At 63.0% G+C, this 26,406-nt stretch carries 22 protein-coding genes; 11 read left to right on the plus strand and 11 right to left on the minus strand.

What is annotated here, in order from left to right:
- Nucleotides 1–99: 99 nt before the first annotated feature.
- A complete protein-coding gene (locus KUV72_RS09140) occupies nucleotides 100–531 on the minus strand; it encodes an STAS/SEC14 domain-containing protein (RefSeq protein ID WP_222238083.1) in 432 nt (143 codons plus the stop codon).
- A gap of 232 nt (nucleotides 532–763) precedes the next feature.
- On the opposite strand from KUV72_RS09140, the gene KUV72_RS09145 reads away from it, so the two are divergent.
- Both KUV72_RS09145 and KUV72_RS09150 read left to right on the plus strand, forming a co-directional pair.
- Nucleotides 764–1,282 (plus strand): hypothetical protein, encoded by a 519-nt coding sequence (locus KUV72_RS09145; RefSeq protein WP_222238084.1) that lies wholly within the window; start codon nucleotides 764–766, stop codon nucleotides 1,280–1,282.
- Nucleotides 1,283–1,486: 204 nt separating this feature from the next.
- The gene (locus KUV72_RS09150) at nucleotides 1,487–1,933 is read left to right on the plus strand and encodes a VOC family protein (protein WP_222238085.1); all 447 of its coding nucleotides are present in this window, start codon (nucleotides 1,487–1,489) and stop codon (nucleotides 1,931–1,933) included.
- A 105-nt stretch (nucleotides 1,934–2,038) separates the two neighbouring features.
- Here KUV72_RS09150 and KUV72_RS09155 read toward each other — a convergent pair whose 3' ends face one another.
- Entirely contained in the window at nucleotides 2,039–5,152 is a 3,114-nt protein-coding gene (locus KUV72_RS09155) for an efflux RND transporter permease subunit (RefSeq protein ID WP_222238086.1), read from the minus strand.
- Nucleotides 5,152–6,318: an efflux RND transporter periplasmic adaptor subunit gene (locus KUV72_RS09160; RefSeq protein ID WP_206936914.1), complete on the minus strand. Its 1,167-nt coding sequence runs from the start codon at nucleotides 6,316–6,318 to the stop codon at nucleotides 5,152–5,154. The genes KUV72_RS09155 and KUV72_RS09160 overlap by 1 nt, the downstream gene beginning before the upstream one ends.
- A gap of 330 nt (nucleotides 6,319–6,648) precedes the next feature.
- Between KUV72_RS09160 and KUV72_RS09165 the strand changes: the two genes are divergently transcribed.
- Both KUV72_RS09165 and KUV72_RS09170 read left to right on the plus strand, forming a co-directional pair.
- Nucleotides 6,649–7,824 carry an NAD(P)/FAD-dependent oxidoreductase gene (locus KUV72_RS09165; protein WP_222238087.1) on the plus strand — a complete coding sequence of 392 codons (1,176 nt, stop codon included), beginning with the start codon at nucleotides 6,649–6,651 and terminating at the stop codon, nucleotides 7,822–7,824.
- 108 nt (nucleotides 7,825–7,932) lie between these two features.
- A complete protein-coding gene (locus KUV72_RS09170; protein WP_222238088.1) occupies nucleotides 7,933–8,448 on the plus strand; it encodes a GNAT family N-acetyltransferase in 516 nt (171 codons plus the stop codon).
- 36 nt (nucleotides 8,449–8,484) lie between these two features.
- Here KUV72_RS09170 and KUV72_RS09175 read toward each other — a convergent pair whose 3' ends face one another.
- The 3 genes from KUV72_RS09175 to KUV72_RS09185 form a co-directional block, all read right to left on the minus strand.
- Entirely contained in the window at nucleotides 8,485–9,240 is a 756-nt protein-coding gene (locus KUV72_RS09175) for a PLP-dependent aminotransferase family protein (protein ID WP_222238089.1), read from the minus strand.
- Nucleotides 9,155–9,658, minus strand: coding sequence for a hypothetical protein (locus KUV72_RS09180; RefSeq protein WP_222238090.1), 504 nt, complete (start codon nucleotides 9,656–9,658; stop codon nucleotides 9,155–9,157). The genes KUV72_RS09175 and KUV72_RS09180 overlap by 86 nt, the downstream gene beginning before the upstream one ends.
- Nucleotides 9,659–9,895: 237 nt before the next feature.
- Nucleotides 9,896–10,798 carry a LysR family transcriptional regulator gene (locus tag KUV72_RS09185; protein WP_222238091.1) on the minus strand — a complete coding sequence of 301 codons (903 nt, stop codon included), beginning with the start codon at nucleotides 10,796–10,798 and terminating at the stop codon, nucleotides 9,896–9,898.
- Between the two features lie 125 nt (nucleotides 10,799–10,923).
- On the opposite strand from KUV72_RS09185, the gene KUV72_RS09190 reads away from it, so the two are divergent.
- The 6 genes from KUV72_RS09190 (at nucleotide 10,924) to KUV72_RS09215 (ending at nucleotide 19,352) form a co-directional block, all read left to right on the plus strand.
- Complete coding sequence (locus tag KUV72_RS09190) at nucleotides 10,924–11,988, plus strand: tartrate dehydrogenase (RefSeq protein ID WP_206936919.1); 1,065 nt, start codon at nucleotides 10,924–10,926, stop codon at nucleotides 11,986–11,988.
- Between the two features lie 165 nt (nucleotides 11,989–12,153).
- Nucleotides 12,154–13,128, plus strand: coding sequence for a TAXI family TRAP transporter solute-binding subunit (locus tag KUV72_RS09195; protein WP_222162940.1), 975 nt, complete (start codon nucleotides 12,154–12,156; stop codon nucleotides 13,126–13,128).
- Between the two features lie 95 nt (nucleotides 13,129–13,223).
- Nucleotides 13,224–15,422 (plus strand): TRAP transporter permease, encoded by a 2,199-nt coding sequence (locus KUV72_RS09200; RefSeq protein ID WP_222238092.1) that lies wholly within the window; start codon nucleotides 13,224–13,226, stop codon nucleotides 15,420–15,422.
- A gap of 298 nt (nucleotides 15,423–15,720) precedes the next feature.
- A complete protein-coding gene (locus tag KUV72_RS09205) occupies nucleotides 15,721–16,284 on the plus strand; it encodes an RNA polymerase sigma factor (protein ID WP_222238093.1) in 564 nt (187 codons plus the stop codon).
- Between the two features lie 206 nt (nucleotides 16,285–16,490).
- Nucleotides 16,491–18,284: a vWA domain-containing protein gene (locus KUV72_RS09210; RefSeq protein WP_222238094.1), complete on the plus strand. Its 1,794-nt coding sequence runs from the start codon at nucleotides 16,491–16,493 to the stop codon at nucleotides 18,282–18,284.
- A 51-nt stretch (nucleotides 18,285–18,335) separates the two neighbouring features.
- The gene (locus KUV72_RS09215; protein ID WP_222238095.1) at nucleotides 18,336–19,352 is read left to right on the plus strand and encodes a CHAD domain-containing protein; all 1,017 of its coding nucleotides are present in this window, start codon (nucleotides 18,336–18,338) and stop codon (nucleotides 19,350–19,352) included.
- 56 nt (nucleotides 19,353–19,408) lie between these two features.
- On the opposite strand, the gene KUV72_RS09220 is transcribed toward KUV72_RS09215, so the two are convergent.
- From KUV72_RS09220 to KUV72_RS09240, 5 genes are all read right to left on the minus strand, one after another.
- Complete coding sequence (locus tag KUV72_RS09220) at nucleotides 19,409–20,143, minus strand: ParA family protein (RefSeq protein ID WP_206936929.1); 735 nt, start codon at nucleotides 20,141–20,143, stop codon at nucleotides 19,409–19,411.
- Between the two features lie 304 nt (nucleotides 20,144–20,447).
- On the minus strand, nucleotides 20,448–20,741 hold the full coding sequence (locus KUV72_RS09225; protein ID WP_206936931.1) for a YqjK-like family protein: 294 nt from the start codon (nucleotides 20,739–20,741) through the stop codon (nucleotides 20,448–20,450).
- On the minus strand, nucleotides 20,738–21,169 hold the full coding sequence (locus KUV72_RS09230) for a phage holin family protein (protein ID WP_206936932.1): 432 nt from the start codon (nucleotides 21,167–21,169) through the stop codon (nucleotides 20,738–20,740). The genes KUV72_RS09225 and KUV72_RS09230 overlap by 4 nt, the downstream gene beginning before the upstream one ends.
- Entirely contained in the window at nucleotides 21,169–21,549 is a 381-nt protein-coding gene (locus KUV72_RS09235) for a YqjD family protein (RefSeq protein WP_206936934.1), read from the minus strand. Before KUV72_RS09235 ends, KUV72_RS09230 begins: the two co-directional genes overlap by 1 nt.
- Before the next feature lie 152 nt (nucleotides 21,550–21,701).
- The gene (locus KUV72_RS09240; protein WP_206936936.1) at nucleotides 21,702–22,802 is read right to left on the minus strand and encodes a phospholipase A; all 1,101 of its coding nucleotides are present in this window, start codon (nucleotides 22,800–22,802) and stop codon (nucleotides 21,702–21,704) included.
- Between the two features lie 151 nt (nucleotides 22,803–22,953).
- Between KUV72_RS09240 and mscK the strand changes: the two genes are divergently transcribed.
- Nucleotides 22,954–26,376 carry a mechanosensitive channel MscK gene (mscK, locus tag KUV72_RS09245; RefSeq protein WP_206936937.1) on the plus strand — a complete coding sequence of 1,141 codons (3,423 nt, stop codon included), beginning with the start codon at nucleotides 22,954–22,956 and terminating at the stop codon, nucleotides 26,374–26,376.
- Nucleotides 26,377–26,406 lie beyond the last annotated feature (30 nt).

A 26,406-nucleotide genomic window follows, 5' to 3' on the forward strand; every position in this document is an offset into this window, starting at 1 on the left:
GCGATACAGATACAGTGACAGGGGCGCTCGGCTGAGCGCCCCTGTCCGTTCTGCCTGCTATCTCGAGTAGGCACGGAGCTGGTGTCGGGAGCCGGGCCGTCAGGCGCCGTGATAGCCATCTCGTTCCGGCTCATCCTCGCTTGCTGCATCAGCGTCTGGCGGCAGCGCAGCGACCCAGGCCATGGCGGCGTCCCGCTCCTTGTGTGAAAAGGTGCGGATCTCGATCTTCTTCACCAGCCGATCTTCCAGATGGGCGACGTGCTTGATCCACTCCTTGTCGGTGATCACGGCGGCGCGATGATAGTGGTCGAGCTCCCCAATCTGCGTCAGCCCGTAGCCAAGGTCTCGCAGCAGCGCGGTCAGCGTCATCCAACGCAGGTCATCAAGCTCGGCCACCATGCTGACCTTGGGGCAGCGCTTCTTGGCGGCTTCGATGAGGTCGATGGCTTGCTGCAGTTCCTGAGCGGTCACGGTGCCACCAGCACGGATGGCCACCACATGATCAGCGGGATGTGGAATCTGCTCGAGCATCGGAAATCTCCTTGTCGGGGGACGGTGGGGGCGCGTCGCCAGGTCGCGGGAGCAAACCTAGAACACCATGTTCAGCATAGTCGCTGCTGGCCGCGACGGGCGCTGCGCGGGCTTACGTTGGCAAGGCCTGACGTTGTACCTGTAAGGCCCCTTGGTCGGTTGGCGACGACGATGGAGCAGGGCGAAGGCCTCTTGCCTCGCCTTCATCATCATGCAAACGAGGGTGGCCTTTATGCAAGCTCGGGCAATCAGTGTTCACGGCGGCAACAGAGGGTGGTGGGCGAGTTGGGCGTTGGCGCTCGGGTTGGCCGGGACGATCGGCTGGACGGCTCCCGCCCAGGCCGCTGAGTCCCACGCCGCGTCTCCCAGGGTAATCGAGCTGACCCAGGTGGGCTGTCAATTCCTGGAAAGTGAAAACGGCACCCACCATGGTGTCCAACCACGCAGCAAGGCTGACTGCGAGGCCTTTAATGATGAGACGGGCGAGGCACGCCTGGCCGCGTCCAAGGTGATCCACCTGCCCCCCGGGGACTACGTCTTTCGGGTCAAGAACGAAGGTGTTCCCTACGAACTGGGCTTCTGGCTGCGCGGGGATGGGCTGGTCAACCGTGCGCGCCTGCCCAGCGTATCAGGGGGCGGGTTGGCCGCCGGACAGACCAAGGATTTTGCCATCAGTCTGGAGCCCGGTGAGTACGTCTATTCCTGCCCGCTGAACCCGACCCTGGACTACACCCTGGTCGTTGAAGGCTGAGCCTGTTTTCAGCACCCAGTCAGGCCGCCGACGGGACCACAGAGAATGGCCTAGCCAGACGGCGAAAAACTGAACCACACCGATACCTGACAGATACCCGCTGTGTCATTTCGGCACGGCGGGTGTTTACGCATCCAGCATGGAAGGTTTCCCGTCTAGGCTCTCAGCATGGCGTGTAACGCCTCAGCAATGGAGAGTCGAGTGATGCCAAAGGTCGAACCCCGCCCACCGGAGCCGCGAATCGGGCTGATTTCCCTCGGGGTCCAATCGCTTGATCGTGCCATCGAGTTTTATCAGCACGGACTGTGTTGGCCACGTCTAGAGGAGGATGACGCCAAGATCGCTTTCTTCACCCTGCAAGGCACGTGGCTGGCCCTCTATGGCTGGAACGCGCTTGCTGAGGATGTGATGGTCAATGCCGGTGGCGAGGGCTTTCGTGGCGTGACCCTGGCCTATATGGCTCGCGATGTTGATGAAGTGAATGCGGTGCTGGCCCAGGCCAAAGCCGCGGGCGGCACGCTGCTCAAACCGGGTCAACAGGTGGTCTGGGGAGGCTACTCGGGCTACTTTGCCGACCCCGACGGACACCTCTGGGAAGTGGCCCATCATCCCTCCTTCTGGCCAGGCCCATCCGGCAAACCGGGTCCGTGAATGCCGCGTCCCCGGGTGCCTTGGTTGCCCACTGATATCCAGGGTGTCGATGCCCTGGAGCGCCTGGCCAGCTGTCTTGAGCAAGCGGGCCTGCGACGCTCTGCTTCAGTGGGCTTCCGGCGATTGTTCCATTTCACGTTCCAGCTTGCGCGCCACATCCCCGGGAGACCCGGTGCGGCGTGCCATCAGGTCGTAGGCCACCGGTACCACGAACAGCGTAAAGAAAGTGGCTGCGGCGACGCCGGTGAAGATCACCGTGCCGATGACCATTCGGGTCTCGGCGCCGGCGCCGCTGGACAGGATCAGCGGTACGCTGCCGGCGATGGTGGTCACCGAGGTCATCACGATGGGCCGCAGGCGCGTCATGGCGGCTCGCATCAGCGCTTCACGGAAGGCGATGCCTTCATCTCTCAGCTGATTGGCGAATTCGACGATCAGGATACCGTTCTTGGCCGCCAGCCCCACCAGCATGACCAGCCCTACCTGACTGTAGATATTGAGGGACTGTCCCGTCAGCCACAGCCCGAGCAGGGCGCCGCCGATGGCCAGCGGTACTGTCAGCATGATCACCAGGGGGTGGATAAAGCTCTCGAACTGGGCCGCCAGGACCAGGAACACCACCAGCGTCCCGAGCACCAGCAGGAAAGTGGTCGCGCCCGTGGACTCCCGATAGTCACGGGCCGCGCCTTTGACGTCGGTCTGTACGCCCGCTGGCAGCACCTCGTTGACGGCATTTTCGAGATAGTCGAGGGCCTCGCCCATGGAGTAACCGTCGGCCAGGTCGGCCTGAAGCGTCACCGCACGCAGCCGGTTGTAGCGATTGAGCTGGCTGGGGCCGGCGAAGGCTTCCACGGTGACCAGACTTGAGAGCGGAATCAGCTCGCCGCTACGATCGGAGCGCACCCGCACGTTGTCCAGTGAACTGGGGGTTGGGTTGGAGCCGCGTTCACCCTCGAGGATAACGTCGTACTCCTCGCCCTGATCGGTGAAACGGGTCACTGTGCGCCCGCCGAGCAGGGTCTCCAGGGTGCGGCCAATCTCGCTGACGGTGACGCCAAGGTCCGCCGCCCGGGTGTAGTCGATATTGACGTTGAGCTGGGGCTGATTCTCCTCGTAGTCACTTTCCAGGTTGAGCAGGTTGGGGTTGGTCTGGCGGATATGGTCCATCAATGCATCGCGCCAGGTGGCCAGCTGTTCATAGCTGCCGCCGCCCAGCACGAACTGCAGGCCCTGTTCGGTACCCCCACCGAAGCCTTGGCGCATGACCGGGAAGGCACGAATGCCTGGCAGTTCTGCCAGGGATTGGCGAACTTCGTTCATGATCGGCCAGGCGGGGCGTCGTTCGGCCCAGTCCGACAGGCCAATGATGCTGAAGCCAGAATTGAAGTTCTCGGTATTGCCGCGGCCCTGGGGGGCGATGATCAACACGCGCTCGACCTCGCCGGACTCGCGCAGCGGGAGCAGTCGGGCCTCCACCTCGTCCATGTAGTCCTCCATATAGGAGAAGGTGGCGCCAGGGGGACCGCTGATGATGACGAAGAAGGTGCCGCGGTCCTCTCTGGGCGTGTACTCGGCGGGTAGCTGTGGGTAGAGCCAGGCGATGCCGGCGAGCATGGCGACGAAGCAGGCCACCACCAGCCAGCGCGCTTTCAGGACCGCCTCAAGGCAGCGCCGATAGACCCCCTGAGCACGCTGCAAGCCTTGATCGACAAGGTGAGCCAGGCGCCCTTCGTGGAGACTCGATGACAGGATCTTGGAGGCCATCATTGGTGTCAGGGTCAGCGCCAGCAGGGTGGAAATGGCCACCGCCGCTGACAGTGTCAGGGCAAATTCGGTGAACAGCTTGCCGACGTCTCCCTGGATGAAGCTCAGCGGCACAAATACGGCGATCAGCACCAGGCTGGTGGCAATCACCGCAAAGGCCAGCTGGCGGGCGCCGCGGAAGGCGGCCACCAAGGGCGTTTCGCCGTACAGGTGCATGCGCCTGTGGATGTTCTCGAGCACTACGATGGCGTCGTCCACCACCAGGCCGATGGCCAGCACCAGGGCGAGCAACGTCAGCAGGTTGATGGTAAAGCCCATGGCGGCCAGGGCCGCAAAGGTGCCGATCAGGGTAACCGGCACGGTGACCGCAGGGACCAGGGTGGTGCGCAGGTTGCCGAGAAACACGAAGATCGCCACGACCACCAGGCCAATGGCGATCAACAGGGTACTGACCACCTCGCGGATGGCGCCGGAAACGAAGGTCGAGGCGTCATAGTTGAGCGACAGGCTCATGCCATCGGGCAGGCGAGGGGAGAGGCGCTCCATCTCGGCGCGCACGGCACTGGACAGGGCCATGACGTTGGCGGTGGACTGCTTGACCATGCCGAGCCCCACCACCGTGTTGCCGTTGCCGCGAAACAGCGAGCGCTCCTCCACGGTCCCAAGCTCTACCCGGGCGACATCGGACAGCCTGACCAGGTAGCCGCCTTCGCCGCGGTCCAGCACCAGCGCACGGAAGTCTTCCGGGGTCGAGAAGCTGCGCGGCAGGCGTACCATGAACTGGCGGTCCTGGGATTCCACCGCGCCCCCGGGCAGCTCCACGTTTTCTGCCCGCAGGGCCGACTCCACGTCACTGACGGTCAGCCCGCGGGCGGCCAGGGCATCGTTGTCGAGCCACACCCGCATGGCGTATTCCTTGGCGCCACCGACGAACACCCCCGAAACGCCTTCCTGGACAGAAAAGCTGTCCACCAGATAGCGTTCGGCGTAGTCGGTCAGCTCTGCCGTGGTGTAGCCCTCGCCGGACAGCATCAGCCACATCACCACCTCGGAGCTGGTGTCTTCCTTGCGCACCTCCGGTGGGTCGGCTTCATCGGGCAAGTTGTCGGCGGCGCCAGAGATCCGGTCGCGCATGTCGTTGGCGGCGGCGTCGATATCGGTGGACAGGCTGAACTCGACGTTGATGTTCGAATTGCCGTCAGTAGACGTAGACGAAATGACCTCGATCCCGGCGATGCCGGCGATACGCTCCTCCAGCACCTGGGTAATGCGGGTCTCGACCACATCGGCTGAGGCGCCAGGGTAAGCGGTGCGAATGCTGACGATGGGCGGGTCGATGGTGGGATATTCCTGCAGCGGCAGGCGGGTCAGGGCAAGCAGGCCAAAGGCGACAATCAGCGCGGCCATGACGGTGGCCAGCACCGGTCGCTGGACGGACACATCGGACAGGCGCATCAGCGGTCCCCCTCCTGGCGCTGCTCAAGCAGGATGTCGCTGACGCTGGTGGTCTCGTCCTCGATGCCGATCAGCTCGACCCGGGAAGCCTCGTGCAGTCGATCGTTGCCGTGGGTCACGACCAGCTCTCCAGCCTCGAGTCCGTCGATGACCTCGACGTCGCCCTCGCGGCGAGAGCCGACTTCGATATCTCGCTGCACCACATCGCTGTCCTCCCGTGAGGGCAACACCCAGACCCGCTGGCGCTGGCCTTCGGGGACCAGGGCCGACTCGGGAATGACCAGCGCCTGGCGGGGGCTTCGGGCAATGGTCACACGCATCAGCATTCCTGGCCGCAGCAGGCGTTCGTCGTTGTCGAGCAGAGCACGCACGGTGATGCTGCGACTCACCGGGTCCACTCGAGAATCGATGGTGGCGATCTCGCCCTCGAATACACGCTCTGGATAGGCGGCGGTCGTGGCGGACAGACTAAGACCACGCGATAGCGACCCCAGCTGCACCTCAGGAACGTCGAAGTCGAGCTTCATGCGCGAGATGTCGTCGAGGGTGGTCAGCTCGGTGCCCGGCGTGACCAGGGTACCCACGCTGATATCGCGTACCCCGACCACGCCGTCGAAGGGCGCGCGGACGCGGTAGTTGTCGAGCATGGCTTCGAACCCGGCGATGGTGGCATCCACCTGCTGCAGCTGGGCACGACTGTCTTCTACATCGGCTCGCGGCGCCAGGTTGCGGCTTTGCAGTTGGGCGAACCGGTTGACTGCGTTCTGGCGCTCGGTACGCAAGGCCTGGGCCTCGCGCAGGGCCGCACGCTCTTCGGTATCGGATAGCTCTACCAGAATATCGCCCTGGCTGACTTCTTCACCGCCCTCGAAATTGATCGCCGACACCGTGTCCGTCACCGTGGCCGATAGGGTGACACTCTCATTGGCGGACAGCGTGCCCAGAGATTCCAGCGGGTCTGACCAGTCGTCTAGCACCACCTCTGCAGCGATGATCGGGGTAGGCGGCGGTCCTTGCGGTGTGGCTCCGGGGGCCTGCTGAGCGTGGGAGGGGGTAGCAAAGAGAGCGAGCGCCGGGAGCAGGGCGTTGGCCCATGCCAGGCAGCCTTTCCGGTGCCGTGATGCAGTTTTCGGCAAGAAAGGTGACCGTGGTAAGCGTAGTGGCATGGTAATCGTCCTGATAGACATGGGCGAAGCAGCGGCGTCGACACCCGGCAGCCCTTCGGCGGAGCGTGACAACGAAACGGGTGGGTCACCTTGAGTGACAGAATGTCCGAGTATAGCGACAGCATGCCGGAGACATGGCGTTGATAGCCCGAGCCTGGTGCACTTGCACATTGTTTTCGCAAGTCGTTCGCCGGATAACAACAGAGCGTTGCACACGCCCGTTGCACCCGCGAGATGGCAGAGCGTGACGTCAGGGCGTCGAAGCTGGGCGATTCATGGCGCACTGTTTGCTAGTATTGGCGGCTTTGCCAGGGTGTGGGGAGCAGTCGGATGAAGGTGGATGTGGTCATCATTGGCGCGGGTGCCGCGGGGTTAATGTGTGCGCTCACGGCCGGCTACGCCGGTCGCTCGGTCATGGTGATCGATCACGCCAACAAGCCGGGCAAGAAAATCCTGATGTCAGGCGGCGGCCGCTGCAACTTCACCAATATGGCGACCTCCGCTGCCAACTTCTTTTCCGCGAACCCGCACTTTTGCATTTCGGCCCTCAAGCGCTATCGCCCCGATCATTTTGTCGAGCTGGTGGAGCGGCACGGTCTGGAGTACGTGGAAAAGGCCCCCGGCCAGCTGTTCTGCGCCGACTCCGCCAAGGATCTGCTCAACGTGCTGTTGACCGAGTGTGACTGGGCCGGTGTCGAGCTGTGCTTGAAGACCCGCGTCGAGTGCATCGAACGCCAGGGGGAAGGCATGCGCCTGACGACCTCGGCCGGTCGCATCGAGGCGGGAGCCGTGGTCATCGCTACAGGAGGCCTGTCGATTCCGACCATGGGGGCCAGTGGCTTTGGCTACGATATCGCCCGCCAGTTTGGGCTTGAGGTCACCGAGACACGGGCGGCCCTGGTGCCGTTCACCCTGACATCGCAATGGAAGGAGCGGGCTTCGGCACTGTCGGGTCTGTCGACGGATGTCGTCGCCCGCTGTCGCGGTGGCGAGTACCGCGAGCCGCTGCTGTTCACCCATCGCGGGCTGTCGGGCCCTGCCATGCTGCAGATATCAAGCTATTGGCAGCCCGGCGATGACCTAGAGATTGACCTGCTCCCCGGTGAAGACGCCTTTGAGGCGCTGTGTATCGCCCGCCGAGAGACGCCGAAGCGGCGCTTGTCGACCTGGCTGTCCGAGCGCTACCCGAAGCGCCTGGCTCAGGCGCTGGTGGAGTGGCACGGGGATGATGGCGTGCTGGCCGAGCGTTCCAACGCCAGCCTCGCGTCCTGGGCCGAATCCCTCAACCGCTGGCGCATCAAGCCCGCCGGTACCGAAGGCTGGCGCACCGCGGAAGTAACTATGGGGGGCGTGGCGGTCGACGCCATCTCCTCGAAGACCTTCGAGGTCCAGGGCCTGCCGCAGCTGCGCTTTATCGGAGAGGTCCTGGATGTGACCGGCGAGCTTGGCGGCTACAACTTCCAGTGGGCATGGGCCAGTGCCGTCGCCTGCGGGCAGTCGCTGTAACTCGCCGTGCTTCGGCGGCTGCGAGTCGTTGGTGCATAGCCAGCATTGGTCGATGATGGCGCCGCTCGCATAGTGTAGGAGCAACTCCACTACACGACTGGTCGCGCCATGGGTCACAGTGACAATTCTTCTGATGCCATTGTCATCTCGCTGGAGAAAGCTCGGCTAGATGTTGCCTTTGTCCATGCGTTTCTCTCCACATCCTCCTGGGCTGCGGGTATTTCATTGGCGCGTGTCAGGACTAGTATCAACCATAGCCTGTGTGCAGGCGCCTATCTCGGGACTCAGCAGATTGGCTTTGCGCGGCTTGTCACCGACTTTGCGACCTTTGGTTATCTCTGCGACGTTTTTGTCGATAGCCACCATCGTGGGCAGGGCCTGGGAAAGCGGCTGACACTGGCTTTACTGAATAGCCCTGAGGTAAATGGCTCTGAAGTGAACTGCCCTGAAGTGAACTGCCCTAGAGAGCACAGCACAGAAGTAGCTCCGCTTCGGCGCATCCTGCTGGCGACCAGCACCGCATCATGGCTCTATGAAGGGCTGGGCTTTACCCCCGTCAACCAGCCAAATTACCTGTGGCAGCGATATCGGCCGGATGCCTACTCCGAACCTGGACGCAGGTGAAGTCTGTCCAGGAAGAACATGGCTCGGCGCTCTGCATCACCTGGCGAGCTCTGCCCGGATCAGTTCACCCAGCAGGCGAATACCTGCCTCGATGCGTTCTGCCGATACGGTGACGAAGGATAGCCGTAGCGTGTTGGTCGGTGCGTTCTCGGTAAAGAAGGGCGCGCCCGGGACAAAAGCCACCCCACGATCTATCGCCGAAGCCAGCAGCGCCTGGGTATCGATGGCCTCGGGTAACGTCACCCAGATGAACATTCCTCCCTGAGGTCGGGTCCAGCTCGCGGTGGCAGGAAAATTGCGGTCTAACGCTGATAGCATCAGCTGGCACTGGTCTCGATAGAGCTGGCGAATCCTTGGAATATGGCCTTCGAGAAAACCGTCCCTGACGAGTTCGTAGGCAAGGTATTGGTTGAGGCTCGGGCTATGCAGATCGGCCGCCTGTTTGGTCTGTACCAGCTTCTGGTACAGCCAGGGCGGCGCCACGATATAGCCCAGTCGCAGACCGGGTGCCAGTACCTTCGAGAACGATCCCAGATAGATGCCGTTATCCGGATCGTAGGACAGCAGGCTGGGCAGCGTCTCCCCGCGATAGGACAGCTCGCCGTAGGGATCATCTTCAACCACCGCCACGCCAGCATCCTTGGCCTTGGCGACCAGTGCCTGACGGCGTGGCAGTGGCAGGCAGCGTCCGGTGGGATTCTGGAAGTTAGGCAGGCAGTACAGCAGCCGTGCGTCGTTCAGTAGCTCTGGCGTAAGCGCGTCGACATCGATGCCCACATGGTCGGAAGGCATCGCGCAGAAACGCGGGTGATAGAGCGAGAACGCCTGGAGTGCCCCCCAGGTAGCTGGGCGTTTCCACCAGCACTTTGCTGTTGCTGTCGATAAGGCATTTACCGATGAGGTCCAGTCCTTGCTGAGATCCGCTGGTGATCAGCACTCGGTCCGGATCGATCGCGACCCCGCGAGAGGCAAAGCGATTCGAGACCCACTGTCGTAGAGGCGCAATACCTACCGTCGGACCGTATTGCAGGGCTGCCTCGGGGGCGTCGGCAAGCACCCTCATCACCGTGTCCTTGAGCGGGCCGACCGGAAAGCTGGCAGGAGAGGGGAGCCCACCGGCAAAGGAGATGATGTCGGCTCGCTCGGTGATCTTGAGGATTTCACGAATGGAAGAGCCAGTAAGGCGCTGTGCGCGCTTTGATAACGTCATGCAGTGAGTCCTCTGAAGCATTCCATGCGAGATGCGGGGCGAGATCCCGTGTAAGAAGGTTGGCGACGAGCGTGCCACTGGTCGAATGAAGCGCGTTGCGCGCTATCCCCCTTTGCTGATTAAAGGCGCAGGGACGCGCGGAGGGAAGCCGTCAGGAGCGAACAGGTACAGTCGCGGTGAGGGCGGGCCGTTTTTCTATCGCGTCTCGTGGAGCGGGGGCGGGAGCAGCAGCTGGGGCTATCGGGCACAGGGCAGAGCTTCCATCTCGCTGACCAGGTGGTCGATAAAGCGACGAATGCGGGTGGGCAGGTGGTCGGCGTAGGGATAGACGGCGTAGATGTCGGCGTTGGGAAGCTGGTAGTCGGGCAGTACCTGTACCAGTCGTCCCTGCGCCAGATGCTCGTGCACGTCCCACTCTGCCCTTACGGCGATGCCGTGTCCGCGCATCGCCCAGGTCAGGACACTCTCACCGTCGTTGGCGGACAGGTTGCCGCGGACCTTGATCTGATGGTGGCGCTCGCCGCGGGTAAAGCGCCAGTTGCCATAGGTGTCGTCGTTTTGCCTGAGCACGATGCAGTTGTGATCGCTGAGTTCCTCCGGTGTTCGGGGATGGCCGTGTCGGTCCAGATAGGCTGGCGAGGCGCACAGCAGGCGGCGATGTGAGGCGATCTTGCGCGCATGCAGTCCTGAGTCAGGCAGGCTGCCGAAGCGAATGCCGATGTCGAAGGCATTGGCCACCAGGTTGAGCGGGTGGTCCGATAGCTGAAGCTGGCAGTCGATACCGGGATATTGTTCGACAAACGTCGCAACAAAAGGGGCGATATGTCGGCGGCCAAACCCGAAAGGCGCGTTGATCCGAATCTGTCCCGAGGTGTCGTCGGAATTGACCTTCAGGGCGCGTTGTAGTGATGCCATATCGGCCAGCATTCGCTTGGCATAGCGCAGCATCACCACCCCATCCGGCGTCACACTCATCGCACGCGGGGTGCGATAAAACAGCTGAGTCTCCAGCGCTTTCTCCATGTTTGCCAATCGCTTGCTGGCCGCAGCAGGGGTGATGTCCAGGTCCTTGGCGGCGCGGGACAGGCTGCCGGCTTCGCACAGGTAGACAAAGAATTCGAGATCGGCAATGGATTTCATGGTTAACCCTAGGGTCAAGGTAGCTTCAACCGCCAGTCTATTGCCGCTATTTCCTGCTGTCACTTAGCCTTCGTTGACACCATCAATGACCAGGTTTTCTGGTACGTCAACGAGGTCCAAGACAGATGAGAACACACAAGGTAGCGATCATGCCCGGCGATGGGATCGGGCTGGAAGTCATCGAAGCGGGCAAGCAAGTACTGCAGGCTCTGGCCAAGAAAAGTGGCGACTTCGGCTTCGAATTTGAAGACTTTGACTGGAGCTCCAAGCGCTACCTGGAGCAGGGGCAGTACATTCCCGACGGTGGACTGGAGCGTCTGAAGGGCTTCGATGCCATCTATTTCGGTGCTGTGGGCAGCGAAGACGTGCCCGACCACGTGTCACTGTGGGAGCTGCGCCTGGCGATCTGCCAAGGGTTCGATCAGTACGCCAATGTACGTCCGGCCAGAGTGCTGCCGGGGGTCAAGAGTCGCCTGCAAGGCGCCGACAAGATCGACTGGGTGATCGTCCGTGAAAACAGTGAGGGTGAGTATTCCGGCAACGGCGGCCGGGTGCATCAGGGGTTGCCTGACGAGATTGGCACTGAGCTCTCCATCTTTTCGCGCAAGGGCATCGAGCGTATCCATCGCTTTGCCTTCGAGCTGGCCCAGAGCCGCCCGCGCAAGAAGCTGACGCTGGTGACCAAGTCCAATGCCCAGCGTCACGGCATGGTGCTTTGGGACCAGCTGTTCTTCGAAGTGGCCAAGGACTTTCCCGAGGTCGAGATCGACCGGGAGCTGGTGGATGCGGTGACCACCCGCATGGTGCTCAAGCCTGAGACCCTGGACGTGGTGGTGGCCACCAACCTGCACGCTGACATTCTGTCTGATCTGGCGGCGGCGCTGTCCGGCAGCCTGGGCATCGCCCCGACCGCCAACCTGAACCCGGAACGCAACTTTCCATCGATGTTCGAGCCGATCCACGGCTCCGCCTTTGATATCGCAGGCCAAGGCATTGCCAACCCGGTGGGGTCGTTCTGGACGGCCGCGATGATGCTTGAACACCTCGGCGAAACCACTGCCGCAGAACGCCTGATGGCAGCCATCGAACGACTGACAGCCTCCGGCATGCAGACCAGGGATCTGGGCGGTGACGCCACTACCCGAGACGTGACCGCCGCCATCTGTGCAGATATTGAAGCCCAGGGATAAGCCTGACTCCCCCTGGTGCCGTGGCGTCGGGGGGCGATGACGTGACTCGCGCAGCGTCATGTCCACCTGCGTGAGTCTCTGGGGAGCCGGAGATCATCGGCTCTCCGCTCCACAAGCCCAGCAAGAGGCTTGCCAGCAACAATCACAATATCGAGGAGCAACGCCATGAACACCACACCGCTTATTGTCAGCGCACTGATCGCTGCCGCCGCAAGCCCGGTCTTCGCCTCCGACGACTCGGCAGACTGGCCGCAGAGCGTCACCATCGGTACCGGCAGCCAGGGTGCCACCTATTACATCTACGGCAGCGGCTGGGGCAACCTGGTCGGCGAGCGCACGGGCATTTCGTTTGGTGCCGAGGTCACCGGTGGCCCGGTGCAGAACGTCACCATGGTGCAGATGGGCGAGCATGAGTTCGGCATGGTCACCATGGGACCCGCCTATCAGGCCTGGCAAGGCAACAGCCAGCTGGCGCCAGGGGTCGAGCACACCGACGTGCGGGCGGTCTTTCCGATGTACCAGACCGCACTGCAGGTCATTGCGCTCAAGGATTCGGGTATCGACTCCGTCGCTGACCTGGACGGCAAGACCATCGGCATCGGGCCTGCCGGTGGTACCGGTGATCTCTACTTCCCGCAGATCTTCGACAAGCTGGGTATCGAGGTCGACACCCGCAATGGCGGCGCCGCTGATCAGGCGGGGCAGGTCCAGGATGGCCTGCTCGATGCCTTTGCCTTCGCTTCCGGTATACCGGTTTCCGCGTTCAGTCAGCTCGAGGCGCAAGCCGACGTCAATATCTTCTCGTTCTCCCCGGAGGAAAGCGCGCAGTTCCTGGAGGACTTCCCTGCGTTAAGCGCTTCGTCGATTCCGGCGAGTGCCTATCAGTCGCTGGAACAACCGACCCCAGCCGTGTCGATCTGGAACTTTGCCATCACCCACAAGGACATGCCCGAAGGGCTGGTGTATGAGGTGACTAAGACGGTGATGGAAGAGCACGAGCGCATGCTCAAGGTGCACGGTTCGGCCAAGGAAACCCTGCCGGAGAACGCTTCCCAGAACAGCTTCATGCCCTGGCACCCGGGAGCGGTGCGTTGGTTCGAGGAAAACGGCTACGACATCCCGGACAACCTGGAAGGCTGATGCGCATGGGCCGGCCGATGTAGCGGCTGGCCTTGATGCCCTTGCACCGAGGCCCTGGGTGGGTCTCGGCGTTGGTGATCTGAGGGACAACTAACATGACCACGACAAGACAAGCGGAGCCCGCTGGCGAGGTGGCTCCTCTGCACACGGTGGTGGCTGAGGGCGCCGACGACCTGCCCCGTGCCCACAATGAGCGCGTGCTTGACGGCCCGGTCGGCCGGACGGTGATGCTGGGGTGCGTGCTGTTTACGGCGATGCACCTCTATGCGCTGAACATTGCGCCGATCGAAACCTGGACCTTTCGCATTCTTCACGTGGCAGGCGGTCTGCTGGTGGGGTTCGCTATCACCGCGGCGATGTCGGTAGACCCTGATGCGGTGACAAGTGGAGCGCGCCGGCCGTCGGGCGCCGAGCGGGCGATGGCCACGCTGACCCTGGCGGCGAGCCTGTATGCGGCGGGTTGTGCCCTGGTGCTGTGGGGACTCAGCGATGCCCGTGGCGCAGCCTTTCACCCTGCTTTACCGATACATCTGGCCGTCTCGCTGACGCTTGCCAGTACGCTCGGCGTGCTCGCAAGCTGGGCCTTCTGCCGGGCGCCGAGCAGTCGAGGGGACCGGATTCACTGGCCGGACCTGGCGTTGATGGTGTCGGCACTGGTGGTGGCCGCTTACCTGATCTTTGTCCTGGGCCGTTGGCGCATGGCGGCGGGAACACCATTGGTCGGCACCGCTGAGTGGCTGGTCGCGGCCAGCGGTATCCTGCTGATCATGGAGCTTACGCGGCGTATCGCGGGACTGGCGCTGATCGTCATCACCAGCGTCTTTCTGGTCTATGCCTTCGCCGGCCCCTACCTGCCCGGCATTCTGGCCCACGACGGCTACACTGCCAAGCGCTTCTTCACTTATCTGTACACCGACAGTGGGGTGCTTGGGCCGACCACGGCGGTATCGTCGACCTACATCATTCTGTTCATCACCTTTGCCGCCTTCTTGCAGGCGTCCAAGGTGGGCGACTACTTCGTCAACTTTGCCTTTGCCATGGCCGGGCGCTCCAGGGGTGGGCCCGCCAAGGTAGCCGTCTTTGCCTCGGGACTGATGGGCATGATCAACGGCACCTCTGCCGGGAATGTGGTGGCGACCGGGTCGCTGACCATTCCGCTGATGAAGCGGGTCGGCTATCACCCGCTGAGTGCCGGGGGAATCGAGGCGGCGGCCTCCACCGGTGGCCAGATCGTGCCGCCGATCATGGGTGCCGGGGCCTTCATCATGGCCGAGATTACCGGTATCCCGTATACCGAGATTGCCTTTGCCGCGCTGATTCCGGCGGCGTTGTACTTCCTCGCCATCTACCTGATGGTGGATCTGGAAGCGCGCCGGGATGGCATGCAGGGCCTGCCCAGGGAGCAGCTGCCCCAGGTGGGGGAGATGGTCAAGCGGGTCTACCTGTTCCTGCCGATCATCATCCTGATCGCCACGCTGTTCATGGGGTATTCGGTCATCCGTGCGGGCACGCTGGCCATGGTCAGCGCCGCCGTGGTGTCCTGGCTGACGCCGCACTGGATGGGGCCGAAGGCCTTGCTCAGGGCGCTGGAGCTGGGCGCGCGGATGTCGGTGCCGTTGATCGCGGTGTGTGCCTGCGCCGGGATTATCGTCGGCGTCATCTCGCTGACCGGGGTGGGCGCGCGCTTTGCGTCCATGCTGCTGGGAATTGCCGATACCAGCCATTTCCTGGCGCTGTTCTTCGCCATGTGCATCTCGATCCTGCTGGGCATGGGCATGCCCACCACGGCAGCGTACGCGGTGGCCGCCTCGGTGGTGGCGCCAGGACTTCAGCAGATTGGCATCTCACCGCTGGTGTCCCATTTCTTCGTGTTCTACTACGCGGTGTTGTCGGCGATCACGCCGCCAGTGGCGTTGGCGGGCTACGCGGCGGCAGCGATCTCCAACACCAATGCGCTGAAGACCGCGGCCACCTCATTCAAGTTCGGCCTGGCCGCCTTTATCGTGCCTTTCATGTTCTTCTACAGCCCTGCGCTGCTGATGCAAGGAGCCTGGTGGGAGATCGTCAGGGTGGCGGTCACCGCCAGCATCGGTATCTATCTGCTGGCGGCGGCGCTTCAGGGCTACTTCCTGGCAGCACCTGTGGGCTTGGTGGCAAGGCTGGTACTGGGAGTGGCTGCCCTGGCGATGATTGCTGGCGGACTGGTGACCGATCTGGTGGGGCTGGGGCTCGGTGCGACGATCTGGGGCGCTCAACGCTTGCGCCACAAGAGCGCCGGCACGCTGCCCTCCTGAGTCGCTACGCTGCCCTGTCAAGAACGGCAAGGCAGCGAAGACAGGGCGCAGCGATACCTGGCGTCTTGAAGCAGAGCGCAAGCCCGGGTGGCAAAGCGCGGGGAGGCGGCCTACGGGCCGCCTCTTTTTTATGCTACTACCTTGCACAGACGTGGAGGCTTCCTGTTCAAGGGATGCTGCCTGCGGTTTTTTTTCTCGGCCGCCCAAGGATCAGGGCATCAGCGACGTCTTTACATGAAGACGCCCCCCCTGTGGGGTGATGTGATTTTCCGAGAGTCCGACCGCGAGGAGCGGCCACTTGTCGATTCAACAGCCCGAAGCCCGGGTACCAACGGATATAGAACTGGTGAAGGGCGCTGCCGGAGGCGAGCGTGAGGCCTTCGCGCGCCTGCTGTCTCGCCACTACGATCGGCTGTTTGCGCTGGCCTGGCGGCTGACCGGAAGCCGCGCCGAGGCCGAGGATCTGACTCAGGACATCTGTCTGGCACTACCCGATAAATTGCCGAGTTTTGACGGGCGTGCTGCCTTTTCCACCTGGCTGTATCGGGTCGCGGTCAACGCCGCCCATGATCGCCGCCGGCAGCAGGCTACTCGGCGCAAGGCTGCCGAGGGCTGGGAGGCTTGGGAGCAAGACCGACATCGGCGCAATCGACAGCGCGACGATGAGCAGCGCTGGCTCGCCAGGGCAATGGCGACGCTGTCGATGGAGCTGCGTGACACCGTGGCGCTGTCGCTGGGTGAAGGCATGACCCAGGCCCAGGTGGCCGAGGTGCTGGAGGTATCTGAGGGTACCGTGGCCTGGCGCATGAGTGAGGTGAAACGACAACTGAGCGCGCTGGCCCGGGGGGAGGAGGAAAGATGAGTGATGAGCTGAAGCGCCTCGAACGGGCTCTTTCATCTGCACCCGCGCCAGAGGCGGAGGTGAAGTCCGGGCATTTGAAGGCGGCGCTTGATCGGTTCGATCAATGTCAGGCCACCGACCAAGAGTCCAGGGACGAGCCACGTCTCTCGGGGGAAGGTCGCGACGACACCAGGTCGTGGCCACGTTTCCCCCGGAGGGATACCCCCATGAATCGATCAAGCACACATCGACCCTTGCACCGTCGACCATCGGTGGCTGCCGCCGCCTCGCTGGCGGCGCTGTCACTGGGGCTTTACCTGCTGTGGCCCCAGGGCCAGGACGTCGACGTCGTGACGGGGTCCGAGCCGAGCCAGGATGCCGGGATGGTCGTTGCGCCACCTCGAACGGCCAGCAAGTCCGAGGCCGCCCTTGAGTCGACCGAGCGTGGACGTCTGGCTTCTTCACCATCGGCGTCGCTCTCTCCTGCGACATCGACATCGACATCGACATCGACATCGACGGCGATGCGCGGCCTGATGCCGAGTCAGGAGGTCGCTCGGATAGCGCCCGTGCCGAGCCCGGGGCCTTCGGCCCGGGTGTCTACCGTCACCACGGAAGCCTATCCCGAGTTCGATGCCTCAAGCCTCAGGGTGACCGCCGAGGCGCCGGTGTCGACCTTTTCGGTGGACGTGGACACGGCGAGCTACGCGGTGGTGCGCTCGTCGCTGATGCAGGGACAGTTGCCGCCACCCCAGGCGGTGCGCATCGAGGAGATGATCAATTACTTCAGCTACGACTACCCGCAGCCTGACGCAGAGGCCTTTCTCCCGATCGTTGACGTCTTTGCCTCGCCATGGAACTCCGGGCGCCAACTGGTACGAGTAGCGCTTCAGGGCAGGGCGGCCACGCCAGGCCCCCGCCCGCCGGTCAATCTGGTGTTGCTGATCGATACGTCTGGCTCGATGCACTCGCCGGATAAGCTGCCCTTGCTCAAGCGATCCATGGCGCTTCTGTTGGGTGAACTGGAAGACGACGACGAAATCGCCATCGTCACCTACGCTGGCAGCGCCGGTATAGCGCTGAAGCCGACCAGGGTCGCCCAGCGTGATGACATCATCAGCGCACTGGAGCGTCTGACGTCGGGCGGTGGCACGGCCGGTGAGGCGGGATTGCGTCAGGCCTACCGAGTGGCGAGGCGGATGAGCGGCGAAGGCGAGACGACCCGAGTGGTGCTGGCCACCGATGGCGATTTCAATCTGGGCATCAGCGACCCCGAAGCGCTGGAGCGCTTTATCGCCGACCAGCGCGACGATGGCGCCTACCTGTCGGTGTTGGGCTTCGGGCGCGGCAATCTTGACGATGCCGTGATGCAGTCCCTTGCCCAGCATGGCAACGGCCAGGCGGCCTACATCGACAGCTTGGCCGAGGCGCAGAAGGTGCTGGTAGATCAACTGTCGGCATCGCTTGAGCCCATCGCCAATGACGTCAAGGTGCGTGTCGAGTTCAATCCGGCGCGGGTGCAGGAGTACCGCTTGATCGGCTATGAAACCCGGGGGCTGAGGCCTGAGGACTTCCGCAATGACCGGGTAGATGCCGGCGATATAGGCGCAGGGCACCAGGTCACCGCACTTTACGAGGTCACCCCGGTGGGGTCCCATGCCGCCATGAGCGAACCGCGGCGCTACGCCAAGGAGGATCACAGCCCGGCGGGTCCCTACAGCGACGAGCTCGGCCATTTGGCGCTTCGCTACAAGGTGCCGGGGGGCGATCGCAGCCGTCTGATCGAGATGCCGATCAAGGCGCCGACGGGAGCAGCCTGGCAGCTGCCCGATAGCGAAGCGTCCTTCGCCGCCGCCATCGCTGGCTTTGGCCAGTTACTCAGTGATGACCGTTATCTCGGTGACTGGGGCTGGGACGATGCCATCGCCCTGGCGGAGGGCAACAGGGGCGAAGATCGCTTTGGCTATCGTGCCGAGGCAGTACGCCTGATGCGACTGGCCAGAGACCTGTCGGAGCGCTGAGGTTTTACGCTACGCTTGGATGTATCACAACTTTCTTGTTCAGGAGGGGGCATGGCCAAGGCGTTGGGGCGACGGCGTGTAAATGCGGCCATGGCGTCCATCATCAGCGCTCTTCTCGATGAGGCGCGCCAGGCCTACCCGCGTATTCGCCAACCCCATGAGCCGGAAGGGCTTCACGATTTCCGGGTGGCCCTGCGTCGTCTACGCTCCTTGCTCAAGGATTTCCGCTCACAGCCCGGCGTGGCTGTCGATAAAGAGCTCTATCGACAGCTGACAGCGCTGGCGCGTGCGACCAACGACGCGCGTGACAGCGAGGTCATGCTGGCTTGGCTGGACGAACAGGTGGCGACCAGTGGAGCCGCTGAGCGGGGCGCACTCGGCTGGTGGCGTGAGCGCCTGGCGCCTCAGGTCGACAGGGAATACGCCAGGCTGGATGCGCCGATCGCGAGCTTCCCTATGCTCGATGCCAAGCTACGCGAGGCGGCCAACCGAGCGCGGGGTAAACGGGCGGCACTGGGCAGCAGCGCCAAGCGGAAGTCGACGCGCAAGCAGGATGTGCGTGAAGCCCCCCGTTTTGGGGTTGCCAGTGCTGAGGTCCTGGAGCGCCTGCGAGACCAGTGGCTGGCGGAGCTTGCCCAGGTGCGCGTTGGCGCTGAAGAGGAAGCGCTGCATCGTCCGCGTATCACCGGCAAGCGATTGCGCTATCTGCTGAAACCCTGGCGAGAACAGGGCAGTGCTTTTGTTGAACTGGAAGAGGAGATGAAGCGCTTTCAGGATGCCTTCGGCGATCTCCACGATGACCTGGTGCGGGCAGATGCCCTGACGGCCGCAGCACTGCGACACGCCGAAGATGAAACATTAGAGCGACTGGCAAGTGCTGTGACGGATGCGCCACTGCGGGCTAGCGCTCCCCGCCATTTGCGCGGATTTATGCTGTTGCATGGACGCCAGCAAGAGCAGACTGAGGTGCATTTGACCCGTGTCATGACCCTGTGTCGCAAGCCGCAGCTTGAACGTCTGGCGACCAAGCTAGAGGAGGCTGCCCAGCAGATGAGGGCATCGTCCTGACCTCAGCATCGTCCTGACCTCAGCATCGTTCTGACGGCTGCAATGGCCTGACAGTACTACTGCAGACGCTGGGACACTTCCCTCCACAGGCCAGCGTAAGCGTGAGCAGCCGGGCTTGCTGGGGCAAAGTGACGGATCGGGGCACGCTCAAGCCCCATGCGCTCGACCGCACTTGCCGCCGGAATCACCGTCGACAGTCGCAGTGGCCAGCGCTTGTCGAAGCTATCGATGACCTCCCGATGCAGGCTTCTGCGCCGGTCCGCCAGGGTCAGGAAGGGCCATAGTGGGCAGGTAAGATGGCGATCATCGAGGAATGTCTCGAGCTGCTCAAGGGTGCGCAGAGAAAGGGTCGACGGCACGACCGGCACCAGTAAGGCATCGACACTGGTGAACATGTTTTCCGACATGTGCGAAAGGGTAGGCGGGCAGTCGAGGATGACCAGGTCGTATTCGTCTCTTACCCGAGCCAGTATCTGGCGTAGGTGGCTGGTCCCCTGATGCTCCAGCAGGTGGTCCATTTCCCTCGAGTCCAGCGATGCCGGGAGCACATCGAGACCGTCCACATTGGTCGCGCGAATGACCTTGTTGAAAGCGGCCTTGCCTTTGACCAGCTTCTCGACGCCACCGCGAATCTTTGGCTTCACCTTGAGATAGAAGGTGGTGGCCGCCTGAGGATCCAGGTCCCACAGCAGCACGCGCAGGCCTGATCCAGCGGCTTCACTGGCGAGATTGACGGCGGACGCGGTCTTGCCTACGCCGCCTTTGATGCTGTAGAGCGACAGCATTCGCATCGCCGATTATCCCTGATAATTGATGACGTTATCGAAGGACTCTAACACAGCTTTAGCAGCTTCGCTGTGTCAAGGAACGGAGGTTGAGTCTTCCGTCAGCAACGCGCAGATTGCACGGCCGAGTCGTTGTAGGATAAGCCCCTGCCGCGGCAGAGCCTATGTCGGGCTGGCCAAAGGCTGGCGCTCGCTAGAGGTAGACGTTGGGACCAGGTTGAAGGCGGAGCAGAGGAAGCGGGGCAGAGGGAGGCAGAAAGAGTCGGTCAGGGACAGCGTGGCAAGAAAATGCCAGGCAAGGACCACCAGGCTAGCGCTGGATCAGGCGTCTGACCCGCTGCACGGCCAGCGCGGTCACGACCAGCTTGCGTCCCCAGCGTGTCAGTCGACCTGGGTGGCGCAGAACCGGAATGAGCGCGGCACCAGCCCCAAGCAACACCGGGGTGCGGTAGCGGCTCACGGCCTGCCAACCAGCGTCGATGCGTTGGCCGGCCTGCTGGTAGCGGTGGGCGGCCAGCAGAATGTCCAGCCGCTGCTGCTCGATAGTGGCTTCGAGCGCTGCCTTGCGCTGCGCTCGAGTGGCAGAAGGTTGATCACGGTTCATGCCGAGGGCCCTCGCATATCCCGATGCGCGCCAGGATCGTCGTTGAGCGATGACTCTGCCAGTTCGCGATCCAGCGCCAGGTGTTTCAAGGTGCTGACCAGCAGGGTGCGCTGGCGTGCCATGCGCATGGCCACCAGGGCCATGCCCACTCCCGACAGCAGCAGGACGGCCGCACTGACGGCGATGGCGGTCAGCCGATACGAATCCCAGAAGACAATAATCACGAACGCCGTCAGGGTCGCGATGCCCAGCATCAGCAGTACCATGCTGAGGCCCAGCAGCAGTGCCATGGTGACCAGTCTGGCGCGTTCTTCTTCCAGCTCAAGCACGGCGAGACGCAGACGCGTCTCGCCGGTGGCGATCAGGCTGGAAAGGACACGCTTCCCTGCGCCGAACAGTCGCTGTGCCGGTCCTTGGCTGTCAGACATCAGCGACGCCCGAGCAGCATGCCGATCACGACGCCAGCGGCGGCGCCGATACCGATGCTCTTCCACGGGTTGTCGTGGACATAGCGGTCGCAGGCATCCACTTGCTCGGTCACGCTGTCACGGGTCTGGCGATAGACTCGCTCACCGGTGGCCTCGAGACGAGCGCGGGTATCCTTGAGGCGCGCTTCGGCCTTGCTGCGCCATTCCTTCACCGCTTCACTGGAGTCATCGGCGGTGGCGCTGAGCAGATCCTCCAGTGTGGTGGACAGCTGCTTCAGGTCTGCGCGCAGCTGCTCCGTGGAGGCGCTTGAAGAAGCGGCTTCGGCGGCATCGGCTTTGGCGTTGGTCTTGCTGGTGGTGCTGGAGCTTCGTGTAGCCATCATGTCTTCCTTTGACGTGGGTGGACAGACGCTGAAGAGGCATCAGCCATCTTCTTTATGCTCGCATTAGAGTAGCAGGTGCCGCAATGGCCTTGGCGCCTGGCAAGGCGGCTCGCCAGGGCGCCGGACCTGCGACTCACGCTAGCACCTTATCAGGGACTGAAGCTTCCCGCTGAAAACAGCGGGTTCAAGCTGAAGCCAATCCCCAAGCGGTTGGTACGCTCATCATAGTCGATCAGGCTTTCGCCGTAGCCGTAGTAGTACTGCAGGTGGCCACGCACCTTGCCGAACAGCGGCCAGGAGTAATCCAGCTGGCTGCCGTAGTTACCTTCGTCAGGGTTGCCCCTCATCATCAGGCTAGCTTCATGGGTTCCGAACATTTGCCGCGCCACGGTGATATCGGCGTAGCCCATGTAGTCCTCGATGTCTGGGTTGTCATCGTCGTTATCGTCTTCCGGCACGCGCCAGTAGGGTGCGACGGCCACTGCCCACTCGTCGTTGACCCAGGCGGTGGTGCCGATGACGCGGTTCCAGCTGCGCGACAGCGGATCGGAGCGGCCGTTGGACTGGTGGTTGAGGGAAATACGGTTGCTGACGTTGGTCCAGCCCCAGAGCTTGTAGTCGTTCTGGAATTCGAGGAAGAACTCCGGCTCGTAGTTGGTCTCACGGAAGGGCGATGACTCATCACCGTTGTAGGCCTGCCACCAGCTCTTCTGGGTGTAGGCGAAATACAGATCGCCATTGTCGAACACGAGATCTTCCGCCAGGTTGAACTTGGCACTGAACTGGAACTTCAGTTCGGTGTTGTCCATGTTCGGGTCGTCGTCGTCCGCGCGGAATGCATCCTCGTTGGGGCTGCTGTTGTAGGTCACCGGCAAGATGTAGTTGCGGCGGTGGGTGGTGATCGCGAAGGGGTTGCTCGCGGACTCACGTTCCAGCAGGCGACGCTGTTCAACCGTCTCTTCAATAGGTTTGCCGGACGCCTGGGCGACGATTTCTTCAGAGGCTGGCAAGCCAGTGGTATCCGGAGCCTCACCGGCCGTGCCCGTCAGGGCCTGGGCGGTCTCCTGCTGGGCTTCATCGTCGTTGAGCTCGCTTTCCAGCCTGGCAAGTTCGGCCTTGAGCGCTTCAACGCGGGCTTCCTTGGCCGAGCGTTCTGCCTCAGTCAGGCTTGCCGCCTGGGCCGACTGCCCAGCGATGGCAAGCACCAGCAGGGTGGGTAGCAAGGATAAATGGAGGGCGGGGCGGCTCATAGGATGATCCAATGGACAGGTTGAGGCGTTGTTCTACCATGGCGGCAGCACGAGTCAACTTCATGAAAGAATCTTGCACTGGATTGCCATACTGACACACTGGGTTGAAAATCGCGCCTTTCACCCCGTTGCGACAGGAAATTTCCTTAAGATGCCAAGCCCTCGTTCCGCGCTGTTTGTGCTGCTGTCCTGCTTGCTCTGCCTGGCGCTTGCGGCCTTTCCGGTGGCCGCTCAGGAAGCTCCCGACAGGGGGCTGCCCGATAAGCAGGAGCTGCAGTCCCGCCTGGACGAGCGTATCGCCAATGCCAGTGATCCCCCCAGTGCTGCGGCGCAACAGGATATCGATGCGTTGACCTCGGCGATTGACTCCCTGGAGAAGCTTGAGGACGTCAAGCGAGACATGGCGAGTCTCGAGCGACGCCTGGAGGAGGCCCCCGAACGTCTGGCGGCGCTGGAGCAGGCGTTGCGCCAGCGAGAGGAAGATGAGTCCCATGACCTGTCGGAGCTGGAAGGGCTGCAGATACCTGCCGTGGAGCAGCGTCTGAGTGATGCAGCGCGGGTGCTTCAGTCGACCCAGGACACGCTCACCAGCGTGCAGAGTCAGCTGTTGGGTGCCCAGACGCTTCCGGAGCGCGCGCAACAGGCCATCACGGAGGCCAACCAGGCCATGGACGATGCGCGTCTGTCGCTGGAGGAGCTGAACCGTCGTGATCTACCGGACGATGCTCCACAGCGCCTGGCGGCGAGAGCCCAGCAGGCACTGGCCGACGCACAGCTGGATTTTCATCAGCGTCAGTTGACGACCAACACGCGGATGCGCGAAGTGCTGCAGCAGCGCCTGGAGCTGCTCGAACTGGAAGCCGCCAGCGAGGAAGCCTGGGTGTCCGCGCTACAGGGACGACTCGATCAGCTGCGTCGCGAGCAGACCGAGCGAGCGATTGCCGATGCGGTGCGTGACGAGCCTGAGGCAGTGTCGCAGCATCCGGTTATTCAGGCGGCCCAGGTCACCAATCGGGAGCTGTCGAGGGACTTGCTCAATGCGACGTCCCGGGCCAATGATCTGGTGCGGGATGGGCTCGAAGTCAGGCGTCAGCTTGAAAGGGTGCGTCGCCTGCAGCAGGGGCTCAGTCAGAACATCGAAGCCGTGCGCGGCAGTATTCTGCTGTCTCGCATTCTCCGCGAGCAGCGTCAGTCACTGCCCGAAGTGCAGCCGCGCCCCGGGCTTCGTGATGAGATTGCCGATGTGCGCCTAGCCCAGTTCGAGCTGGATAGCGAGCGAGAGGCACTGCGATCCCCCGAGAGCATGGCACGCAAGGCGCTTGACGAGGCTGCTGTAGACAAGCCGGAGCCCCTGGTTCAGCCCCTTGTGCAGCTGCTGGACTCCCGTCGGGAGCTGATCAACCAGCTGGAACCCACCTACGGTCAAATCCTGAGTGCGGCCATCGACCTGCAGCTCAACCAGCAACAGCTGCTGGATATCAGTGCTGAGCTGCGCTCGAGTATCGACGAACAGCTGTTCTGGGTCGCCAACGCCCGCCCCATCGACCTGGGGTGGATGATGAAGATTCCCCAGAACTTGCTGATGGAGTGGCGCGAGGGGGAATGGCGGCAGGTGCTGCCGACACACTGGCAGTGGCCCGGACCTGGGGGATGGATAGCGGCGCCGGTGCTGCTGGTCGTGGCACTGCTGCTGTTGCTGCGCCGGGCCATTCTGCGCAGGCTAGGCGAAATTCATGAACAGATCGGCCGCCTGCGCTTCGATAGCCAGCTGCACACGCCGAGGGCGATTGCCCTCAACGCCTTGATTGCCGCGCCGGGGCCACTGTGCCTCGTGGCGTTTGGGCTGCTGCTGACGCTGGGCGGGTCTGAGGTGGCGGTGGATATCGGTCACTCCGTACTGCAGCTGTCGCTGGCCTGGGGCGTGGTGGCCTGGTCGCGCCGTCTGCTGGTGAACGACGGGGTCGCGACCCGGCATTTCCATTGGCCGGTCAAGTACGCCGCCAAGCTGCGCTGGTGGATGCTGTGGCTGGGGGTGAGCTTGGCCCCGGTGCTGCTGATTGCTCCCCACGCCCGGGATGCCGCGCTGACCTTCAATCAGCGTCCGCTGGGGCTCGGGTTACTGCTGGTGGGGCTGCTCGGCATGAGCGTGGCCCTGTCCAAGCTGATCCTGGCGCATACGCCATTCTTCGGGGTCAAGCTGTTCCGGTTGGTGCTCGGGCTTGCCCTGGCGTTGGTGCCGATTGCGCTGGCTGGGGCGGTGCTCTACGGCTACGTCTACTCTTCGCTCAGCTTGATCAGCCGTTTCGTGATCTCCCTGTATCTGCTCGGTGTGTGGATACTGGTCGAGGCGACCGTGGTCCGCGGCTTGGCCGTGGCGGCCAGGCGGCTGGCGTACCGCCGCGCCTTGGCGCGGCGGCGGGCCTTGAGCCAGGATGACAGCGGCCTGGATATCGTCGAGGAACCACCGCTCGACATGGAACAGGTCAACCAGCAATCGCTGCGGCTGTCCAAGCTGCTGTTGACCATCGGCTTCGCCGCCATGCTGTATGTGGTGTGGGCTGACTTTCTGGCGGTCATCGGGTATCTCGATAATGTCACCCTGGTCGAGGGTGCCATGGGCGAAGGCGGCGAGGCGCTGGAGGACAACCTCAGCGTGGGCGACGTGCTGGTCGCGCTGTTTATCGCCGGTATTACCATGATGCTGGCACGCAACCTGCCGGGTCTGCTCGAGGTGATGGTGCTGTCGCGGCTGGAACTGAAGCAGGGCAGTGCCTATGCCATCAGTTCGCTGTTGTCCTACGTGATTGTCGGTACCGGCTCGGTGATGACGCTGGGTGCCCTCGGCGTGTCCTGGTCCAAGCTGCAGTGGCTGGTGGCTGCGCTTGGTGTGGGTCTTGGTTTCGGTCTGCAGGAGATCTTTGCCAACTTTATCTCGGGCCTGATCATCCTGTTTGAACGCCCGGTACGTATCGGCGACACCATTACGTTGGGGAACCTGACGGGTACCGTCAGTCGTATTCGCATCCGTGCGACCACGGTGACGGACTTTGATCGCAAGGAAATCATCATCCCCAACAAGACCTTTGTCACCGATCAACTGATCAACTGGTCGTTGTCAGATAGCGTGACGCGGGTCACCCTGAAATACGGGGTCAGTCATGACGCGGATCGCAGTCTGGTGCATCGTCTGCTGGAGCAGGCGGCCCAGGAGAACGAGCGGGTGCTGACCGATCCGCCTCCAGAGATCTATTTTATGGCGTACACCGCCAGCACCATGGAATACGAGCTGCGTATCTACGTGAATGCGCTGGGGGACCGTCTGCTCGCCACGGATGAGCTGAACGGTCGCATCGGGGACCTGTTTGCCGAAAACGGTATTCGTATCGCCTTCGATCAACTCGATGTGCATATACGGCGGTCGGGCCAGCGAGACGTGTGGAAAGGTATTCAGCGCCAGTATGCCGACCCTAGCGATGGTCACCCCCCTCCCGGCGCCAAGGGGGACCCAGGGGATGTCGGTATCGGCGGTGGAGAGGGTGGCGCAGATGGCGGTGGCGATGCCGGGGGGCGCTGATCGCGAGCGCGCAGTGTGGATTCAGGCCCT

The sequence above is a fragment of the Halomonas sp. DP4Y7-1 genome, assembly GCF_019800705.1.
Taxonomy (GTDB): Bacteria; Pseudomonadota; Gammaproteobacteria; order Pseudomonadales; family Halomonadaceae; genus Halomonas; species Halomonas litopenaei_A.